This is a genomic window from Pseudomonas paraeruginosa (genome assembly GCF_003025345.2).
Classification (GTDB): domain Bacteria; phylum Pseudomonadota; class Gammaproteobacteria; order Pseudomonadales; family Pseudomonadaceae; genus Pseudomonas; species Pseudomonas paraeruginosa.
In genome coordinates, this window is the sequence record NZ_CP020560.1 from 2,957,841 (window position 1) to 2,977,369 (window position 19,529).

Below are 19,529 nucleotides of genomic sequence, written 5' to 3' on the forward strand. Positions count from 1 at the left end.
ATGGATTTCTCGGTCATCTCGGACAACCTGTCCTACCTGCTGCTCGGCGCCTACCCGGACGGCCCGCTCGGCGGAGCGGCGCTGACCCTGCTGCTGGCGTTGCTCTCCGGACTGGTTTCGGCGGTGCTTGGCCTGGTCCTCGGCGTGGCCCTCGCGGTACTGCCCGGCAAGCCGCGCCTGCTGCTGGTGACGCTGCTCGGCTTCTTCCGCGCGATCCCGGTGCTGATGCTGATCTTCTGGACCTACTTCCTCCTGCCGATCGTCTTCCACGTCGACGTACCGGCGCTGGCCACCGTGGTCTGCGCGCTGTCGCTGATCGGCGGCGCCTACCTCGCCCACTCGGTGTACGCCGGGATCCACAGCCTCCCCGCCGGACAGTGGGCGGCCGCCCGCGCGCTGGGACTGCGGCCGTGGCAGGTGCTGCGCCTGGTGATCCTGCCACAGGCGCTGCCGGTGATGCTGCCGTCGTTCCTCAACCAGTGGGTGTCGCTGATCAAGGACACCTCCCTGGCCTACGTGATCGGCGTCGGCGAGCTGTCCTTCGTCGCCACCCAGGTGAGCAATCGGGTGATGGTCCACCCGACGGAAATCTTCCTGTTCGTCGCCCTGCTCTACTTCCTGCTCTGCACCAGCCTCGACCTCTTCGCCGGGTTCCTGAGCCGGCGCCGGCGGGCCTGAACGACGTAGTCCCTGACCCGATCGAAGGAACTGTTCGGTCGGGCCCGGCTACTCCTCTACTCGCTGGAAGCCCCGTATGACGCGGCTTTTCGCCACCATGTCGAGGCGCGGAAAATAACATAAATGTAATTTACATTTATTTGCGACTCGTTATCATTCGCCAGAATTCTCCTAAGGGTGCGCCTCGCGAATGATCCGGCCTTCACCTGTCCAGGCAAGACTGAACGACGGCGAATGCGTCTACGGCTTGCTCAATTCGGTACCCTCCCCCCTGCTCTGCGAAATGATCGCCCTCGCCGGCTATCACTTCGTGATCCTCGACATGGAGCACCTGCTGCGCTCCGGCGACGACCTGATGCACTGCCTGCGCGCCTGCGAGTCGGCTGGAATCTCGCCCTGGCTGCGGATCCCCGAAGTGGACGCCAAGCTCATCGGCCGCGCGCTGGATGCCGGCGTCGAGGCGATAGTCCTGCCGCGGGTGGAAAGCGCCGCCGAGGTCGCGCGGGCCATCGAGGCCGCGTTCTTCCCGCCGCTCGGCCGCCGTGGCATCACCGGCGGCCGGGTCACCGGCTTCGGTCGCCTGTCCCTGGCGGACTACATCGAACTGGCGAACCGGGCCCGGCCGATCGTTCCGATGATCGAGAGCGCCGCCGGCCTGCGCGCGCTGCCGGAAATCCTCCAGTTGCCCGGCGTCGGCATGCTCCTGGAAGGCGCCCTCGACCTGGCGCTCGACCTGGGACTCGGTCCCGAACCCCTGCATCCGCGGGTCTGGCAGGCCCTGCAGGAAATGGCCGAGGCCTGCCGGGCGACCGGCGTACCGTTCTGCGCCAACCCGCGTACGCCCGAGCAGCGCCGTCACTGGCAGGCCGCCGGCATCCGCGCCTTTCTCGCCGGCGAAGACCGCGGCCTGCTCCAGGCGGCCCTGAAGAACCGCCTGGGCGAGTTGCAATCCACCCCCTGACCCTTCACTCCCTCAAGAGCAGTCGCAAGCACGAATGAAAACAACAATCCCATTACTTGCCCTTCCCTTCAGCCTCCTGGCCCTTGGCATCGCGAATGCCGCGGAGGAGGAAGACGCCGCCCTGGACCCGATGGTGATCAAGGGCGACGTGCTCGGGAAAGCCAGCGATCCCGAGGTGCTCACCTACAGCGGCAGCCGCAGCGTGGTCGATGCGCAGGACCTGAGCAAAGGCAGCGTGCGCGGCCTGGACGACGCGTTGCAGCGGGTCCCCGGAGTGAAGATCTTCGACGAGACCGGCACCGGCGCGCTGCCGCAGATTTCCGTCCGCGGTCTCTATGAAAGCCGCAGCGGGCGCATCCAGGCGTTGTCCGACGGCGTCCCGCTGGCGCTGGCGCCCTACGGCCAGACCGGCATGTCGCTGTTCCCGATGACCCTGGCGACCATCGACCGGATCGACATCGTGCGCGGCGGCGCGGCGGTCCAGTACGGCCCGAACAACGTCGGCGGGGTGATCAACTTCATCAGCCGGCCGATTCCGCGCGAGTGGGAAACCACCCTGCAGGAACGCACCACCTTCGCCCCGGGTGGACGGCAGCTGTGGGACAGCTACCTGGGGACCGGCGGCTACCTGACCGACAACTTCGGTCTGCAGCTGGACCTCAACACGGTCAACGGCGAGTACGGCCGCGAGCACTCCGACACCGACATCCAGAACTACCGCCTGCGTGGCCAGTGGCTCATCGACGACGACCGCGAGCTGACCTTCGGCGTCCAGCGCTATGTCGCCGACATGGACCTGGCCGGCGCCCTGAGCGTCAGGGACTACAAGGACGACCCACGGCAATCCACCCGCCCGCTGGACCGCTTCGAGGGCGATACGGACCGGGTCTGGGGCACCTATACCCAGTACTTCGGCGCGGTCGGGCCGTTCGACTCGGTGGAGTTCAGCTGGACCAACTTCGCCCACAACAGCTATCGCAACTTCGTCGTCGGCCTGCCATTCACCCCGGATGCGCAGCCCGTGACCAAGCAGGACGGCCCGCGCGACTTCAAGGTCTGGGGCAGCGAGCCGCGCCTGAGCATGAGCATCGACGGCGATAGCATCGGCCAGACCTGGCTGCTCGGGGCGCGCTACGTGAAGGAGGACATCGACTACCGGGTCGACCGGCAGAACCTGAACAGTGGCGTCACCAGCGTGTTCCGCGACTGGAGCTTCGACAACGATGCCAAGGCCTTCTACCTGAGCAACGCCATCAGCCTGCTCGACCATCGCCTGACCATCACTCCCGGGGTGCGCTACGAAAACGCGACGATGGACTACTCCGACAGCGTCACCGGTTTCCAGCGCACCAACAAGGCCAAGGAGTGGTTGCCCGGCCTGACCGTAGGCTTCCAGGCCACCGAGGAATGGTTCGTCTACGCCAACGCCCAGCGCTCCCTGCGCCCGCCGCAGGTCACGCAGATCGTCAAGGAGGGCGCGGTGGATGCGGAGATCGCCTGGAACTACGAGACCGGCGTGCGCTACACCCCCTGGAACGGCCTGCGGGTGGACTTCGGCCTGTACCGCATCGATTTCGACGACCAGATCGAATACAACGCCAGCACCGACCGCTTCGTGAACCTCGGCAGCACCCGCCACCAGGGGATCGAGACGGAGATATTCTGGTCGCCCGAAGCCATCCGCGGCCTGGAACTGCATGCCGGCTATGCCTACCTGGACGCCGAGCAGCGCAGCGGCCAGTACGCGGACAATGAAGTGCCCTACGCTTCCAGGCACCAGGTCATTCTCGACGGACGCTATCGCTTCGCCGAGTTCTGGACCTATAGCCTGGACGGCCTCTACGTCAGCAAGAGCTTCACCGACGCCGCCAACAGTCATGCAGAGAACGTCACGGCCTCGGTCGGCGAGTTGCCGTCTTACTGGCTGTGGAACACCGCCATCGAGCGGGAATTCAAGTTCGCCAACAAGAGCCTGCTGACCGCCTCCGCCGGCATCAGCAACCTCTTCGACCGCCAGTATTACTACCGCGGTATCGATACCAGCCCGTGGGGCCGCCAGCCGGCGCCAGGACGGACCTTCACGGTCGGTCTCAACTACCGCTTCTAACCCACCTACCCCGTACCACACAGCCGTCCGCCCCAGCGGAGGGACGGCTGTCGCCCACCCGGAGGCCGCCATGCAACGACCGCTCGTGATCCTCACCCACATCGCCCATCCCGCCATCACCGAGGGTTTCCTTCCCGCCGCCATGGCGCGTGGGCTGCCGGTGCTGCTGATCACCGACCATGCGCAGCAGCATCGACGCCAGCTGGCGGACGCGGACTATCCGGCCGAACGCCTGGAGATCCACGAGTGCGACGTGTTCAATCCGCTCGCCGTGGTCGAATTGATCAACGCCCATGGCTGGACGCCACTCGCGGTGTTCAGCAACAGCGACCACCTGCAGACCGCCACCGCGCTGGTGGCCGAGACCTTCGCCTGTCCCGGCAAGGATTGGCGTCTGTGCCTGGCGGCGAAGAACAAGGCGCTGATGCGCGAGCGCCTGCTGCGACTCGGCCTGCCCTGCCCCTGGTTCCGCGTGCTGGTGCCGGGCGCGGCACTGCCCGACGAGGTTCCCTACCCGGTCGTGGCCAAGCCGCGTGAAGGAGTGGCCAGCCTGGATGTCCGCCTGTGCCGTGATGGTGACGCGCTGCGCGACTACTGCACGCGTTTCTGGCAGCTCAATCCCGGCCGCGCGCTGCTGCTGGAGGCCTACCTGGAGGGCCCGCTGTTCACCCTGGAAACCCTCGGCGACGGCCAGCGCCTGAGGGCGATCGGCGGTTTCGACGTGAACCTCTCGGCGCCGCCGCATTTCGTCGAGCTGGCGGCGCGCTGGAACGGACCGCTGAGCCGTGAGAACCGTGCCGCGGCCCTGGCCCAGGTGGCTGCCTTCGGCATCAATTTCGGGGTCTGCCACAGCGAATTCATCCTCACTGCGCAGGGGCCGGTATTGGTGGAGATCAACTACCGCAGCATCGGCGATGGCCGGGAGTTCCTGCTCGACCGCCTGCTACCGCAGGGCTGGTTCGAGCGTATCCTCGCCCTGCACCTGGGCGAACCGCTCAGCGAGCCGCTGGCCGCGGCCGCCGAGGCGCTGGTGCATTACCTGGTCGCCGAGCGCTCCGGCGTGCTGAGCCAGGCGCCGGAAAGCTTCAGCGAGCAGGACGACTGCCGCTGGCGTGACTACCGCGCGCTGTATCGCAGCGGCGACGAGATCCGCCTCAGCCACTCGAACAAGGACTATGTCGGCGTGCTGCGCCTGATCGAGCGCGACGACGCCACCCTGCGGGCGCGCCTGCAGGCCAGCCTGGCCGACCTGCGCTGGGTGCTGGCATGAGCGCCGTGGCTTCCTGCGCCGACCGGGCGGTGATCGGCCAGCGCATCATCGACTGTTTCCTGCGTGAGGACATCCGCGGCCTGGCCAGCGAGGGTCGGGCCGGCGCGCTTCCGGCCGAGCTGGGCGGGCACTGGCCGCTGGCCGCCCCCGACGCCTGGCTGCGCATCGACCATCTCCCGCTTGGCGAACTCTGGCTGCCGGTCCGCCGCGGAGCACCGCTGCAGGCCTGGAGCGCAACGTGCGATGCCTGGCTGCGCAGGCAGGATGGCGCGGTGCTGCTGGAGCGGGGGCATGGCCGGTGGCTGGAACTCCTCGCCCTGGGGCTGGACGCGGAAAGCCGGGAACTGTTCCGTGACTACCTCGCCGAGGCCGAGTGCGCGGTGGCTCATCGCGCCCTCTGCCGCGTGGCGCGGCGCCGGCATGGCGCCGGCGAACCGCTCGACGCCGCGGGCTGGGATGAGCGCCTGCTGGGCATCGATCGCCTGGCCAGCTACCTCGATCATCCGTTCTACCCGACCGCGCGCGCCAAGAGCGGCTTCGACCGGGACGCCCTGCGCCGCTATGCGCCGGAGTTCGCCCCGCGCTTCGCGCTCAACTGGCTGGCCTTGCCGAAGTCCGAGCTGACCCTCGCCAGCACCGCGCCGGCGCACTGGCCGGGGTTCGCCGAAGTGGGCCTGGACCCCGCCCTGGCGCAGAGCCATGCGCTGCTGCCGGTGCACCCACTGACCTGGGCGGAACTGGAGCGCCACGGCCTGCCGGCGGACGCGTTGCGCGCGCCCGGCAGCGCGCTGTGGGTGCAGCCGACGCTTTCCGTGCGCACCGTGGCCTGCGTCGAACATCCTGACTGGCACATCAAGCTGCCGCTGCTGGTACGCACCCTCGGGGCGCGCAACCTGCGCCTGATCAAGCCGAGCACCCTGTATGACGGCCATACCCTGCAGCGTATCCTGCAGGCGCTGGCCGAGCGCGACCCGGCCCTGGCGGATCGCTACCTGCATGTCGACGAAAGCCACGGCGGCCATGTCGGCGAGCACAGGCACCTGGCCTATATCGTGCGCCGCTATCCGTCCGGCCTGGAGCGCGCCACCCTGGTCCCGGTGGCGGCGCTGGCCAGTCCGCTGGAGGATGGCCGGCTGTTCCTCGAAGCGCTGGTCGAGCGTTTCCACGGTGGCGACCTGGACGACTGGCTGGAGCGCTACCTCGACCTCCTCCTGCAGGTGCACCTGCGCCTGTGGCTGCGTTACGGCATCGCCCTGGAGGCCAACCAGCAGAACGCCGTGCTGCTGTTCCAGCCCGGCCAGCCGCTGCGCCTGCTGATGAAGGACAACGACGCGGCGCGTCTCTGGCCGCGGCGCTTCCTCGCGGCCCGTCCCGACCTGGCCGGCCACTGCGCCGCCCTGCGCGACGAGCGTATCCGCGTCGAAGGTTCCCAGGCGCTGGCGGAGATGTTCACCACCATCACCCTGCAACTGAACATCGTCGCGCCAATCGAGGCTATCGCTGCGGCCCGCCTGGCCCCGCGCGAAGCGCTCTACGCGAGGTTGCGCGAACGCCTGCGCGCCTGCCTCGACGGGCTCGAGGCGGAAGGCCTGGCGTGCGCCGAGGCGCGGCGCTTCCTGCTCGACAGTCCGCGCCTGCCGGTGAAATACCTGCTCAGCGCCGGCAGCCTGTTCAGCAAGGCCTGGTCGGGGGCTCGCGACATCAACAAGTTCTACGGCTACAGCGCCGCGAATTTCCTGCGGGGGGACGACGCATGTCCCGGCGCCTGATGTACAGCGTCCTGCTCGGTCACTACCTGTCGGCGTTCACCGCCCTCGGCGTGCCCCTGTTCCTGCCGCGGATCCTCGCCGACCTGGCGCCGGGCACGCCGGGCTGGGCCATCGGCGTGCTGTTCGTCCTGCCGACCCTGTGCACCGCGCTGGCGGCCCCGTTCTGGGGCCGCCTGGCCGACCGCCATGGGTGCCGGCTGTCCCTGCTGCGGGCACATGCGGGACTGGCGCTCGGCTTCCTGCTGGCCGGGCTGAGCCCCAACCTCTGGACGTTCGTCCTCGCCCTGGTGATCCAGGGCAGCTTCGGTGGCGCCATGGCTGCCTCCAACGCCTACCTGGCGACCCAGCTGGACGACGGCGAGCTGTCGCGCGCACTGAACTGGACCCAGTACTCGGCGCGCCTGGCGATGATCAGCGGACCGGTCCTGCTCGGCCTGCTGACCGCCAGCGGCATGGGCCAGGAACTCTACCGGGTGCTGGCCTGGCTGCCGTTGCTGGCTTTCGTGCTGATCCTCCCGTTGCCTGCCGATCATGGCCGCCAGCGGGCCTCCGGGAGTGCCGGGGAAGCCGGTGCGGGCGCCCTGCCGGGCGACCTGGCGCGGCTGCTCGCCGTGCAGTTCCTGTTCTGTTTCGCGATGGTGCTGGGCTTCCCCTACTTCGTTCCCTATGGCGAGGCCCTGGGCCTGCGCAACGACGCTCTCATCGGCCTGTTCTACGCGCTGCCGCACCTGGTCTACCTGGTGGCCCTGCCGCGCCTGCAGCGCTACCCCGCCAACCTGTTGCTGCCGGGGCTGGGGCTGTTCGCCCTGGGCAACTTCCTGCAGTTCGGCGCCGGCCAACCGCTGTCGTTGTTCGCCTGGCGCCTGCTCGCGGGGCTCGGCATGCTGCTCGCCTTCATCGGCCTGCATCGCTGTCTCAGTCAGCGCCGCCGCCATGGCAGCGCCGGACGGCTGTTCGCCTGGTTCGACTCCAGCGGCAAATGGGCCGGCGCTGCCGCGGGTGCCGCGGCCGGCCTGGCCAGCCAGCACTACGGCATCGCTTCACCGTTCCTGGTCGCCGGCCTGGCCGCTTTCGCGGCGCTGTGGCTGGCGCGTCCCCTGCTCGTCGCTCCTCGGGAGATCACCGCATGACCGCAGCACCCGACTCGTTGTCCCTGCACGACCACGCGCTGGCCGGCGACGCCCAGCGGCACGCCATCGAATGCCTGCTCAACTGCTATCTGCGCGAGTATGCCCTGCCCCGTGGCGAGGCCTGCCTCGACGCGCGTGGCCAGGACCTGCCGATGAGCCTGCGCCAGCTCGCCGGCACCCGCGTCTGCATCGACCTGGCCGGCGGCCGCTTGGCGGTAGCCGCCGACCGCACCAGTGCGCTCGGTCGCTGCCGCTTCACCAGCGCGCCCTATTTCAAGGGTAACGGTCAGGGCTGGCGCCCCCTGGGGGTCATGGAACTGGCGCAATTGCTGCTGGCGCCCCTGGCCAGCGCGGAGCGCCATGGCGAACTGATGGGGCAGATCCACAACAGCCTGAGCGTCACCCGGGTCTTCCTCCGTCACGCGGTTCCGGCGCAGCAGCTGCCGCAGGACAGCCTGCTGCGCTCGGAGCAGCACCAGGTATGGGGCCATGCCTTGCATCCGACCCCGAAGAGTCGCGAGGGGGTTTCCCTGGAGTCCCTGCTGGCCTGTTCCCCGGAGGTCGGCGCGCACTTCTCGCTGCACTGGTTCCAGGTCGATCCCTCGCTGTTCCGCCATCTGGGCGACGATCCGCGGGCGACCCTGCGCCAGTTGTCCGGCGAGGAGCATCTCTATCCGTGCCACCCCTGGGAGGTGCAACGCATCCTGGGCAACCCCCTGGTACAACGCGCCATGTCGCGGGGACTGATGGCCTACAGGGGCGCGCTGGGCGCGCCGCTGTATCCGACCTCGTCGGTGCGTACCCTGTATCACCCCGAGCTTGCCTACTTCCTCAAGTTCTCGGTGCACGTGCGCCTGACCAACTGCATCCGCAAGAACGCCTGGTACGAACTCCACAGCGCAGTGGCCCTGACCCGCCTGCTGCGGCCGGCGATGGCCGACCTGGCCAGGCACCAGCCGGGCTTCGAACTGATGCCCGAGCCCGCCGCCAGTACCCTCGACCTGAGCGCGCTGGGCAGCGCCGAGCAAGCCCGCGAAGTCACCGAGTGCTTCGGTATCCTCTACCGCGGCAACTTCGATGCCGGCAGTCGCGAGGCCTATCGCCCGCAGGTCGCCATGGCGCTCTTCACCTGGGGCCTGGACGGCCACGGCATGTGCGCCTCGCGCCTGCGCCAGTGCGCGGCGCGGCTCGGCCTGGGGCGCGAGGAGACCGCCGCGCTGTGGCTGCAGCGCTATGCCGGCCTGCTGCTGGGTGGTGTGCTGCACTGCCTCTATCGCCAGGGGGTGGTCCTGGAACCCCATTTGCAGAACACCCTGCTCGGCTTCGACGACGATGGCCTGCCCTGCCGGGTCTGGGTCCGCGACCTGGAAGGCACCAAGCTGGTCGCCGGGCACTGGCCGGAAGAACGCCTGGCCGGGCTCGACGAACGCACCCGCGCCTCCCTTTACTACAGCCCGGAGAAGGCCTGGAAACGGGTCGCCTATTGCGCGCTGGTGAATAACCTGGGCGAAGCGCTGTTCCATCTTGCCGACGGCGACGCGGCGCTGGAGCGGCGCCTGTGGACACTGCTCGGCGAAGAACTGCGGGCGCAATGCGCGCGGCTCGGCAATCCCGCTGAGCTGAGCGGGCTGTGCGCCGGCGCCGCCCTGCCCAGCAAGGAAAACTTCATGACCCGCCTGTTGCAACGCGCCGACCGCGAGGCCGGCTATACCGCCCTGCCCAATCCCCTGTTCCATGGAGACCGCGCATGAACCTGCCGCCACGCATACGCCTGGCCCTCGCCGACCTGCGTCGACAGCGCGAGGAGCCGCTCTGCGCTTACCTATACGACCTGCCGGCGCTGGCCGAACGGGTTCGCGCGATGCGCGCGGCGCTGCCGCCCGCATGCGAGCTTTTCTATGCCGCCAAGGCCAATCCGGAGGCAGCGATCCTGCGCACCCTGGCGCCGCTGGTCGACGGCTTCGAGGCAGCTTCCGGCGGCGAACTGGCCTGGCTTCGCCAACATTGTCCGGAGCATCCGCTGATATTCGGCGGCCCCGGCAAGCTGGAAAGCGAACTGGACGCCGCGCTGCTGGCCAACCTCGATGCCTTCCACGTCGAGAGCCTGCACGAGCTGCGCCGCCTGGCCAGCCTCGCCAGGCGGCGCGAGCGACGGATCCCGCTGTTGCTGCGGCTGAACCTGAAGCTGGACGAAACTCCCGACAGCCGCCTGGTCATGGGCGGCAAGCCGACGCCCTTCGGACTCGACGAGGAAGCGCTCGACGAGGCCCTGGCGCTGCTGCGCGAGGAGCCCGCGCTGGAGTTGAAGGGGCTGCACTTCCACCTGCTTTCCCACCAGCTCGACGTGAGCGCCCACCTGCAACTGGTCCGCGCCTACTGCCGCGCCTTCCTGCGAATCGCTGGCGAATCGGGGTTGCCGTTGTCGCTGCTGAACGTCGGCGGCGGGATGGGCATCGACTACCGCGATTTCGCGCGCTCCTTCGACTGGTCGGGCTTCTGCGACGCCTTGCCGGCCCTCCTCGACGAAGAAGGCATGGGGGGTATCCGCCTGCGCTTCGAGGTTGGCCGCTACATCGCCGCGCCATGCGGCTACTACGCGATGGAAGTGCTCGACATCAAGCGCAACCATGGCGAGCTTTTCGCCGTCGCCCGGGGTGGCACCCACCATTTCCGCACCCCCGCGGCGCAGGGTCACGACCATCCCTTCGTCGTCGTGCGCGGCGAGCGAGCCGCGGAAATCGAGGACCAGGCGGTGACCCTGGTCGGCCAGCTGTGCACGCCCAAGGACGTGCTGGCCCGGCGGCAGCAGGTCGCCGCCCTGGCCGTCGGCGACCTGCTGGTGTTCACCCTGGCCGGCGCCTACGCCTGGAACATCTCGCACCGCGACTTCCTCATGCATGAGCCGCCGCGGATGCTGTTCCTGCAGGACTAGTCGCTGCCCTGCGCCCGGGCGTAGTCGACCAGATCGGCGAGGTAGTGCGGGGAGTCGCGCAGGGCCTTGTCGTCCCAGCCGTAGAGCACGCTCAGGGCCGACACTTCCATGGCCCACCAGCCCCAGGATTCGGGCCCGGCCAGGCGGTGGGTCTTTTTCTGGGCCTTGGGCGACAACTGGAAGAACTCCCGGTACTGGCGTTGCAGGTATGGCACCAGCGCCTGCGCGGCGCTGTCGTCCGGGGCTTCGAAGAACGCCCGGAGCTCGCCGAACGGTCGCGGATGGAAGGTTTCCCCGCTGGCCTCGACCAGGCCGAGGGCGGCCGCGCTCAGGTAGTCGAGAAGACGGTCGGTGTCGAACAGAAGAACTTCCTCGACCAACGCGGGAAGAAGGTCCTGGGCGTCGAGCAGCACGCCCATGGCCAGCAGCTGCAACGCGAACGGGTACTGGCCGCTGCGTGGCGCCAGGGCCGGGGTCGCTTCGAAGTTCTCCTCGCCCTGCTGCCGCAGGCTGTCGCGCGCGGCGCCGAGCAACCGCGCGTAATCCAGCCAGAGCGCCGCCGTTTCCCGGTAGACGGGGCGCAGCGCGGCGCCCGGCAGGCCCCGGTCGATACCCTTGAGCAGCAGCGTGCTGGCATTCTCCGCGGCGCTACCCCAGCTCCAGGCGCTCTCCAGCGCCGCATACCCCTGCACCGCGCCAGGCTGCCGGTAGGCGTGGCTCCGGGAAAAGCGTTCGAGTGCGCCGAACAGGCCACGCCAGTCGGCGTTCCAGTCGGCAAGGTCGAGGTTTCGTCGTGGAACCGCGGCGGTGCGGGCGAGATCGCGCCACTGCGGCAGGGCGTCGGCGAGCTGGTTGTCCAGGGCGGGTGTCGGTGCGTACATGCGGCGGCCTGTAGTCATCGCGGCCGTTTCCGGCCGATCCGTGCGATCCGGGGCGGCCGTCCGGGCCTCCACCGGTGTGGAGCGGCGATGCTAGCGCAGCCGCCTGTTCCGCGAAAAGCCGCCACCCTGCAACGCTCCCCCGGCACGCTCGTCGCACGGATTCATGGCCGCATGCGGGCGGGGGGATCCCGGTAATAGGCGAGAAAGGCCTCAAGCGCCAACGCCCTGCCGAAGTGCCAGCCCTGGCCGAGGGCTTCCGGCGAGCGGCGCGAGACGTAGTCCGCCTGGGCCTGGGTTTCGATTCCTTCGACCACCACGCCGATCTGCAACTGTTCGGCCATCGAGCAGAGCTTGTCGAAGATCAGCTCGACGGCTTCGCTTTCGCCGATCGACTGGGTGAAGACCTTGTCGATCTTGATCGCGTCCACCGGCAGGTTGGCCAGGTAGACCAGATTCGAGTGGCCGGTGCCGAAGTCGTCCACGTAGATCTTCAGGCCCAGCTCGCGCAGGCGGTTCATCCCCGCCAGCAGGCAGTCCTGGGCCTCGGTGGTGCGTTCGGTCAGCTCCAGGGCGACCTGTGCAGGCAGCACGCGCTCGCGGGCCATCTGGCGGATGGCGAAGTCGATGAATCCGGGATTGGCGATGTCCTTGCCGGTCACGTTGATGCTGACATAGAACCCCGGCTCCTTTCTCAGCAGCGGGCCCAGCTGCCTGAGGGCACGGCGGAAGACGAAGCGGGTCAGCAACTGGATGTCGCCGCTTTCTTCCAGGGCGCCGATGAATATGTCGGGAGACACCCGGCCCAGGCTGCTGTCGGTCCAGCGCGCCAGGGCTTCGACGCCGATGCAGCGGCCGTCCGCCAGGCGCACGATCGGCTGGTAGTGCACCTCCAGCGCCTCGCGCTTCAACGCGCGCAGGAGCCTGGCGGGAAGCTTCTCGTCGCTGAGGAAGCCGAACAGGTAGCTCAGCAGCAACATGACCCCGAAGAACAGCCCGCCGCCCATCGCCGCGGCCATGGCGGCGCGGTCCGGCTCGGTGTTCAGCAGGCCGCGCTCGCGCAGGTGGGAGACCACGCAGAGGTCCTGGTCCGGCTCGCAGCGGCTTGCCTGGCGGGCGCCGGAGACTTCCGGCCAAGCGGGCCTGCCGGGCATCTCCGGGGCCGGGCGCTGCTCCCCGGCGAAGCGGTGGTAGATGTAGTCGCCGTTGGCCGAGACGGCGGCGGCGGAGATGCCGGCGTCCGGGTGGTCGACGTCGAAATAGGCATGCGGGGCGATGAACACGATGGCGTTGCCGCGGGCGACCAGGCCGGTCGGCAGCACCTGCAGCGGCAACGGCATGCCCTCGGACCAGAAGCGGGTGCCGGCGCGGTCGACCCGGTCGGGTGCGGACAGCCCCCAGGGCGCGCGCAAGCGGCCGCGCACCCCGGTACAGATCACCTGGTTGCCGCTGATCCGGCCGACGTCGCTCATGAAACGCGACTCGAGCACGATCGAGCGCAGCATCTCCAGGTCGCGGTCGCCGCAGGCCGGCGCGCTGCCGGCGTTCATCTCGGCGAGCATCTGGTCGGCCGCCGAGGAGATCTCCAGCGCCCGCTCCAGGGCCATTTCGGTATAGGACGCCAGGTGCGCCCCGTCGTGCTGGCGATCCAGTTCGTTGATCACGAAGATCCCACAGACGCCGCCCACCAGGGTGGTGGTGAACAGGATCAGCAGGATCCGTTGCCAGTCGATCCGGCCTTCGACAGCCGTCCCACGCTCGGACATACCTTCTTCCCGATGAAAGAATTGATGGAAAGCACGTCAGATTGCCGAACAGCTTCACGGGCCGGGGGCCGTGCGAAGAACCTTCTCAGATTTGTCCCGATCGTGACAACGCTACCTTCGCCAGCGCCGTCCAGTCCGATTCCCCGTCGCCATGGGCGATGGCCTCCAGCAGCACATCGTGCAGCAGGCTGGCCAGCGGCAACGGTACGTTGCGGCTCTTGCCGGCGGACAGCGCCAGGTCGACGTCCTTCAGCCCGAGGACCAGGCGGAAGCCGGCGGGAGTGAAGCGCTGCTCGACGATCTGCGGACCGTAGTTGCGGTAGACAGGCGCATCGAACAGCGTCGAGGACATGAGTTCCATGAAGCGTCCGGGGTCGACGCCCAGGCGTTTCACCAGGGCGACGCTCTCGCCCATGCTTTCGATGGCGCTGGCGATCATGAAGTTACCAGAGATCTTCACCGCCATTGCGCTGAGTGGATCTTTTCCGAAAAACCATGTCTTCTGTCCCATAATCTCCAGCAGCGGCTTGACATGCTCGATGGCCTCCTCCGGGCCACCGACGACGATGTTCAGCCTGCCGGCGGCGGCCACGTCGGTGCGCCCGAACACCGGCGCGGCGACGAACGCCAGCCCCAGGCGCCGGTGCTCTGCGGCGAGCGCCTCGACGCAGCCGATCGACAGCGTCGACATGCTCAGATGGATGAGACCGGGACGCGCCCGTTCGAGCACGCCGCTGTCGAGCAGTACCCCGCGGGTCGCCTGGTCGTCCGCCAGCATGCTGATGACCACGTCCAGGCCGAACAGCTCGGCGGCCTCGCCCGCCCTGGCGGCGCCCAGCGCCAGCAGCGGCTCGCAGGCCGCCGCGGAACGATTCCAGACCGTGACCTCGAGCCCCGCCTGTACCAGGCGGGTGGCCATCGCCGAGCCCATGCCGCCCAACCCGAGAAAACCGACTTTCATTTGCGTGACTCCTTATTGGTCGTGGGTCTCAACCCGGAATGGTGGTGGTGCGGGACGCCTCGTCCAGCTCCTTGAGGAGCAACGCCCGGCGCTTCCCCCGCAGGCCGCCGAGCGCCTGGATCGGCCGGCTCATGCGTCGGCTCCGACGCGGATCACCAGCTTGCCGAAGTTGCGTCCCTGGAGCAGGCCGAAGAACGCCTCGGGGGCGTTCTCGAGACCGTCGACCCGCTCCTCGCGATACTGGATGCGGCCCTCGGCGATCCATTGCGACATGTCGCGCTGGAACTCGCCGTAGCGATGACCGTAGTCGTCGAAGATGATGAAGCCCTGCACCTTGATGCGCTTGCGCAGGATGGTGCCCATCAGTGCCGGCAGGCGGTCCGGCCCCGGCGGCAGGTCGGTGTCGTTGTAGTGGGCGACGATGCCGCATACCGGGATCCGCGCCTTGGCGTTGAGCAGGGGGAACACCGCGTCGAAGACCTTGCCGCCGACGTTCTCGTAGTAGATGTCGATGCCTTGCGGGCAGGCTTCGGCCAGGCGCTCGGCGAAATCCGCGGCATGGTGGTCGAGGCAGGCATCGAAACCCAGGACCTCGACCGCGTGGCGGCATTTCTGCGCGCCGCCGGCGACGCCGATCACCGTGCAGCCCTTGAGCTTGCCGATCTGTCCGACGGTGGCGCCGACCGGGCCGGTGGCGGCGGCCACCACGAGGGTTTCGCCGGTCCGGGGCTGGCCGATGTCGAGCAGGCCCATGTAGGCGGTGAAGCCGGGCATGCCGAGCACGCCCAGGGCATGGGACGGATGTTCCGGGGCCTCGCCCAGTCGGGCCAGACCGCTGCCGTCGGACAGCGCATAATCCTGCCAGCCGTTGGCCGAAAGCACCCAGTCGCCGACCTTGAAGTCGGCATGCTTGGATGCCTGCACCCGGCTCACCGTGCCGCCGACCATCACTGCGCCGAGCTCCACCGGCGGTGCGTAGGACGGTGCGTCGCTCATCCGTCCGCGCATGTACGGGTCGAGCGACAGGTAGACGGTGCGCAGCAGCACCTGGCCGGCGCCGGGTTGCGGCACCGGGGCCTGCTCCAGGCGGAAGTTTTCCCGGGTCGGGGCGCCGTGGGGGCGCGACGCGAGGACGATACGGCGGTTGACCTGCGTGGATTGGGGCATTTCCAGGCTCCTCTGTCTGACGCTGCACGGCCGGTGCCGTGCAGGTTGAAACTAGACCAGTCGACTAGCTGCGGGCGGAAAAAATACCCGCCTCTTCCGGGGCGGGTCTTCTTGGTCTCGCGAAACTCAGGGCTCCAACTGGCTCCTGGTGGTTTCCATCGCGCTTTCCAGCGGACCGGGATGACGATGCAGCTTGCTCAGCAGGCTCGCCCCCAGCCACAGCTGGTACAGGGCGCTGGCCTTGCGACGGGCGTCGCAGGGCGCGAGGGAAGCGTCCGCGCGGCCCTGTTCGATGCACCCGGCGAGTCGCTCGATGATCCCGTCCGATCCGTCGCGCAGGGTGATCCGCATGCTCTCGGAAAGATCCGCGACCTCGGCGCTGAGCTTGACCACCAGGCACCTCTGCTCGTCGCAGGGAGTGCGGGAGTTGTCCAGCCACTTCTGCCAGTAGCTCATCAGCCGCTCGCGGCCATTCAGCCCGGGAGCGGCGAAGCGCTGGTCCATGTCCGCCAGGTAGGCGCGGAAGTAGTCTTCCAGCAGGGCCTGGCCGAACTGCTCCTTGGACTTGAAGTAGTGATAGAACGAGCCCTTGGGCACGCCCGCGGTCTGCAGGATTTCGTTGAGGCCGACTCCGGAGAAGCCTTTGACCGCCATGATCCGGTATCCGGTATCGAGCAGATGCTGGCGGGTATCGTCGTAGCTGGTTTTCATGGGGCGCACGGTAGCTTGAATTAGACCAGTCGTCTAGTGGGCTTTCCGGGTGAGCATACAACCGCCGCCATGTCCGCCGGCAAGCGTGGCGCGTTTCCCGCCAGCGCCCTGCCCCGGCGACCGAGTGGAGCGCGGCATGCCCCGCTCCGCCCGGTGCCTGTCGCCACCACGAAGCTAGCAGGCCGCCACCGCCACGGCGGAGCGCTCCGGCTGGAAGCGCGCCGCCAGGAATGGCGTGAGGTCCAGGGGCAGTTGCTCCCCGTGGACCAGACGGTCGAGCAGCACCCCGGTGATCGCCGAGGTGAGGATGCCGGTGCGGAAGTGCCCGCAGGCGTTCAGGTAGCCTTCCACCTCCGCCACCGGGCCGAGGATCGGCAGCTCGTCCGGCGAGCCCGGGCGCAGCCCGGCCCAGGTGCGCTTGAGGTTGACCTCTTGCAGCTGCGGTACGCAGCGCACCGCGCCCTGCACCAGGCCGGCGATTTCCGGGAAGGTATTGCTGACGTCGAAGCCCTTGTCCTCGGTGGTGCTGCCGATCAGGATCTCGCCGTTATCCTTCTGCGCCATGTAGCAGTCGCTGGTGGTCAGGCAGCCGTTGAGCAGTCGCGGCATGCGTTCGGTGAGGACGATCTGGCCCTTCACCGGCTTGACCGGGATGCGCCGGCCGCTGGCCATTTCGCTGAGCTCGGCGGCCCAGGCGCCGGCGGCGTTGATCAGGGTCTGGCAGTGCAGCACGCCGGCGTTGTCCGTGCGCACCCCGCTGATCCGCCGGCCCTGGCGCAGCACGCCGGTGACGTTGCTCCCCAGCAGCAGCTCGACGCCGTTCTGCCGCGCCCCCTCCAGGTAGGCGTCGGCCAGGCGGAACGGGCTGACCTGGTGGTCGCAGAGGAATTCCAGCGCGCCGTGGGCCGCCTGGCTGACCGCCGGCTCGGCGCGGCGCAGGTCGTCGCGGTCGAGCCAGCGCACCTGATCGGCGAGGTGCGGGATCTGCGCCACGATGTGCTCGGCGTACTGGCGGTCCTCGTCGTCCTGGATGACGTACTTCAGGCCGGTGCGCTCGAACTTGAAGTCCATGCCGTGGCGTTCGATGAGCTCGCGGTGCAATTCCGGATACAACGCGTTGGACTGCAAGGCGAAGTCGAAGAATGCCGGCGGCAGGATGTGCGGCGTGCTCGCGTCCACCGCCACCGCGGCGCCCTGGGCCTCGCGCCGGTTGCGGGCGGACATCATGCGGAAGAAGATCACCCCGCAGCCCAGCCCCACCGATTCGCCGATCGCCCATAGCCCGCCGGCCGAGGCGCGGGTGGCGTTGCCGGGGCGCTTGGCATCGACCACGGCGATGCGCAGGTTGCCGCGCTTGGACAGCTGGTAGGCGCAGGACGCGCCGATCACGCCGCCGCCGGCGATCACGATGTCATAGGTTCTGTTCATGTTCAGGCTTCCGTACCGAGGTTCTGAAATGCGGAAAATGGGATCGGGTCGATCGGGAACCGCGGGCGCAGCCAGCCGATGTCGGCGCGCCCGGTGGCGCTACGCAGGCGATCGCTGCAATAGCCGATGCACATGCGCCCCTGGCAGTCGCCCATGCCGACGCGGGTGCGCATCTTCAGGCCGGCGATGTCCTGTACGCCCTGTTCGAGCGCGCGTTCGACGTCGCCACGGGTGACCTGTTCACAACGGCAGATCACCGTATCGGCCCGAGCCAGTTCGACCTGGCGGGCGCCACGCCGGGTGTAGCGCTCGACCCCGGCGCGGAAGCGCTTGATCGCCTCCAGCCGGGCCAGATGGGAATCGCGCCGTTCGATGGCCTCGGCGGGGGAAATCGCCTCGCGCTGCAACAGGATCGACAAGGCGGCGATGCGTCCGCCGATCATCGCCGCCTCGCCGCCGCGTATGCCCGCCATGTCGCCTGCCAGGTGGATATGCGGCTGGCTGCTCTGCTGCCAGACGTTGCACTCCGCGCGCAGGTAGCCGTCGTCGCTGAAGCCGTGCTCCAGGCCCAGTTGCTGGCTGAGCTGGGTGCGCGGGATGAAGCCGTAGCCGACGGCAAGGGTCGATGCCTGCACCGACCGGGCGTTTTCCAGGTCGGGCCGCCATTCATCGTCGTAGGGCGCCACCGTCACTTCCGCCAGTTCCCCAGCGCCGCCGGCCTCGACCACCCCCCAGCCGTAATGCAGCGGGATGCCGTTGAGCTTGAGATAGCCAAGCATGCTCAGGCCGTCGAGGAACAGTTGCGGCTTGTTCAGCAGCGCCAGGCTTTCCCTGGCCATGCGGCCGAACGCGCAGGCCTCGTAGACCCCGGCGACGCGTACCCCCGCCGCATGCAGCTGGCAGGCCACCAGCGGCAGCAGCGGGCCGCTGCCGGCGATCAGGGTATCGCCCAGCGGCTTCACCGCGCCGCTCTTGATCTGCAATTGCAGGCCGCCGAGCAGCATCACCCCGGGCAGGGTCCAGCCGGGGAACGGTACGCTGCGTTCGTGGCAGCCGGTGGCCAGGAGCAGGTGCGAATAGGTCATTTCGTGCAGCCGCTCCGCCTCGTCGAGGATCATCAGGCGCTGGCTGTCGCCGCCGACCACGCGGCTGTTCAGACGCAGGTCGATGTGCCCGGCGCAGGCGGCGAAGTCACGCCGCAGCTTTTCCAGGGCCCTGGTGTAGCGCGCGCCGAGGTAGGCCGGGTCGACGCCGGCGCGCAGCGGTCCGCGATAGACCACCCCGCCCGGGCGCGAGGCCTCGTCGACGAGCACGCAGGAGACCCCGTGGCGGGCCAGTTCGATGGCCGCGGCCATGCCGGCCGCGCCACCGCCGACGATCAGCGGACGCTGGCTCATGGACGATCCTCCCGGTCGAAGCGATTGACCTCGGTTTCCACCCGCATGCCTGGCCGCACCACGGTCTGGCAGGCGCGGCGCTTGGGCCGGCCGTCGATGGCGACCAGGCAGCAATGGCACACGCCCATGCCGCAGAAGGCGCCACTGGCCTGGCCGTGATCGTTGCGCGCGACGCGCCGCAGGCCGACCGCGTTGAGCACGTTGAGCACGGTCTCGCCGGCAGCCACCGCGACGGGCTGGCCATTGAGCTGGATGGTCATGTCTGCCCGCGAGAGGGGCTGGATATCGTGTTGGCGTTCAAGAAGGTGCATTGCCCTTTCATCCGTGAGAGAGAGTTGGGAGCCGGCGACACTAGGAGTCGGACCGGGCGTGGA

Annotated in this window: 16 protein-coding genes; 8 read left to right on the top strand and 8 right to left on the bottom strand. The window is 68.7% G+C overall.

Features of this window, described 5'->3' with window-relative positions; translation table 11 throughout:
- From B7D75_RS13985 to B7D75_RS14020, 8 genes are all read left to right on the top strand, one after another.
- Positions 1–678, top strand: a complete 678-nt coding sequence (locus tag B7D75_RS13985) for an amino acid ABC transporter permease (protein WP_043101699.1) — start codon at positions 1–3, stop codon at positions 676–678.
- Positions 679–868: 190 nt separating this feature from the next.
- Positions 869–1,639, top strand: a complete 771-nt coding sequence (locus tag B7D75_RS13990) for an HpcH/HpaI aldolase family protein (protein ID WP_034079057.1) — start codon at positions 869–871, stop codon at positions 1,637–1,639.
- Positions 1,640–1,673: 34 nt separating this feature from the next.
- Entirely contained in the window at positions 1,674–3,746 is a 2,073-nt protein-coding gene (locus B7D75_RS13995; protein ID WP_058136593.1) for a TonB-dependent receptor family protein, read from the top strand.
- A gap of 70 nt (positions 3,747–3,816) precedes the next feature.
- Positions 3,817–5,016 carry an ATP-grasp domain-containing protein gene (locus B7D75_RS14000; RefSeq protein WP_034079054.1) on the top strand — a complete coding sequence of 400 codons (1,200 nt, stop codon included), beginning with the start codon at positions 3,817–3,819 and terminating at the stop codon, positions 5,014–5,016.
- The gene (locus B7D75_RS14005; RefSeq protein ID WP_107114133.1) at positions 5,013–6,785 is read left to right on the top strand and encodes an IucA/IucC family protein; all 1,773 of its coding nucleotides are present in this window, start codon (positions 5,013–5,015) and stop codon (positions 6,783–6,785) included. Before B7D75_RS14000 ends, B7D75_RS14005 begins: the two co-directional genes overlap by 4 nt.
- On the top strand, positions 6,770–7,915 hold the full coding sequence (locus B7D75_RS14010; protein WP_012075852.1) for an MFS transporter: 1,146 nt from the start codon (positions 6,770–6,772) through the stop codon (positions 7,913–7,915). Before B7D75_RS14005 ends, B7D75_RS14010 begins: the two co-directional genes overlap by 16 nt.
- On the top strand, positions 7,912–9,666 hold the full coding sequence (locus B7D75_RS14015; protein ID WP_107114134.1) for an IucA/IucC family protein: 1,755 nt from the start codon (positions 7,912–7,914) through the stop codon (positions 9,664–9,666). Before B7D75_RS14010 ends, B7D75_RS14015 begins: the two co-directional genes overlap by 4 nt.
- Positions 9,663–10,847, top strand: coding sequence for a type III PLP-dependent enzyme (locus B7D75_RS14020; RefSeq protein WP_053813970.1), 1,185 nt, complete (start codon positions 9,663–9,665; stop codon positions 10,845–10,847). The genes B7D75_RS14015 and B7D75_RS14020 overlap by 4 nt, the downstream gene beginning before the upstream one ends.
- Here the strand turns inward: B7D75_RS14020 and B7D75_RS14025 are convergent.
- From B7D75_RS14025 to hcnA, 8 genes are all read right to left on the bottom strand, one after another.
- On the bottom strand, positions 10,844–11,728 hold the full coding sequence (locus B7D75_RS14025) for a PoNe immunity protein domain-containing protein (RefSeq protein WP_058145659.1): 885 nt from the start codon (positions 11,726–11,728) through the stop codon (positions 10,844–10,846). The two genes, B7D75_RS14020 and B7D75_RS14025, sit on opposite strands and share 4 nt — an antisense overlap.
- Positions 11,729–11,889: 161 nt before the next feature.
- Entirely contained in the window at positions 11,890–13,491 is a 1,602-nt protein-coding gene (locus B7D75_RS14030) for an EAL domain-containing protein (RefSeq protein WP_107114135.1), read from the bottom strand.
- A gap of 85 nt (positions 13,492–13,576) precedes the next feature.
- Positions 13,577–14,452 (bottom strand): NAD(P)-dependent oxidoreductase, encoded by an 876-nt coding sequence (locus B7D75_RS14035; RefSeq protein WP_107114136.1) that lies wholly within the window; start codon positions 14,450–14,452, stop codon positions 13,577–13,579.
- Between the two features lie 129 nt (positions 14,453–14,581).
- On the bottom strand, positions 14,582–15,619 hold the full coding sequence (locus tag B7D75_RS14040) for an NADP-dependent oxidoreductase (RefSeq protein WP_058130449.1): 1,038 nt from the start codon (positions 15,617–15,619) through the stop codon (positions 14,582–14,584).
- A gap of 126 nt (positions 15,620–15,745) precedes the next feature.
- Complete coding sequence (locus B7D75_RS14045) at positions 15,746–16,330, bottom strand: TetR/AcrR family transcriptional regulator (protein ID WP_012075859.1); 585 nt, start codon at positions 16,328–16,330, stop codon at positions 15,746–15,748.
- A gap of 174 nt (positions 16,331–16,504) precedes the next feature.
- On the bottom strand, positions 16,505–17,758 hold the full coding sequence (gene hcnC / locus B7D75_RS14050) for a cyanide-forming glycine dehydrogenase subunit HcnC (protein WP_034079041.1): 1,254 nt from the start codon (positions 17,756–17,758) through the stop codon (positions 16,505–16,507).
- 2 nt (positions 17,759–17,760) lie between these two features.
- Positions 17,761–19,155, bottom strand: a complete 1,395-nt coding sequence (hcnB, locus tag B7D75_RS14055; RefSeq protein WP_043101681.1) for a cyanide-forming glycine dehydrogenase subunit HcnB — start codon at positions 19,153–19,155, stop codon at positions 17,761–17,763.
- Positions 19,152–19,466, bottom strand: a complete 315-nt coding sequence (gene hcnA, locus B7D75_RS14060) for a cyanide-forming glycine dehydrogenase subunit HcnA (RefSeq protein WP_034000435.1) — start codon at positions 19,464–19,466, stop codon at positions 19,152–19,154. Before hcnA ends, hcnB begins: the two co-directional genes overlap by 4 nt.
- Between the last annotated feature and the right edge of the window lie 63 nt (positions 19,467–19,529).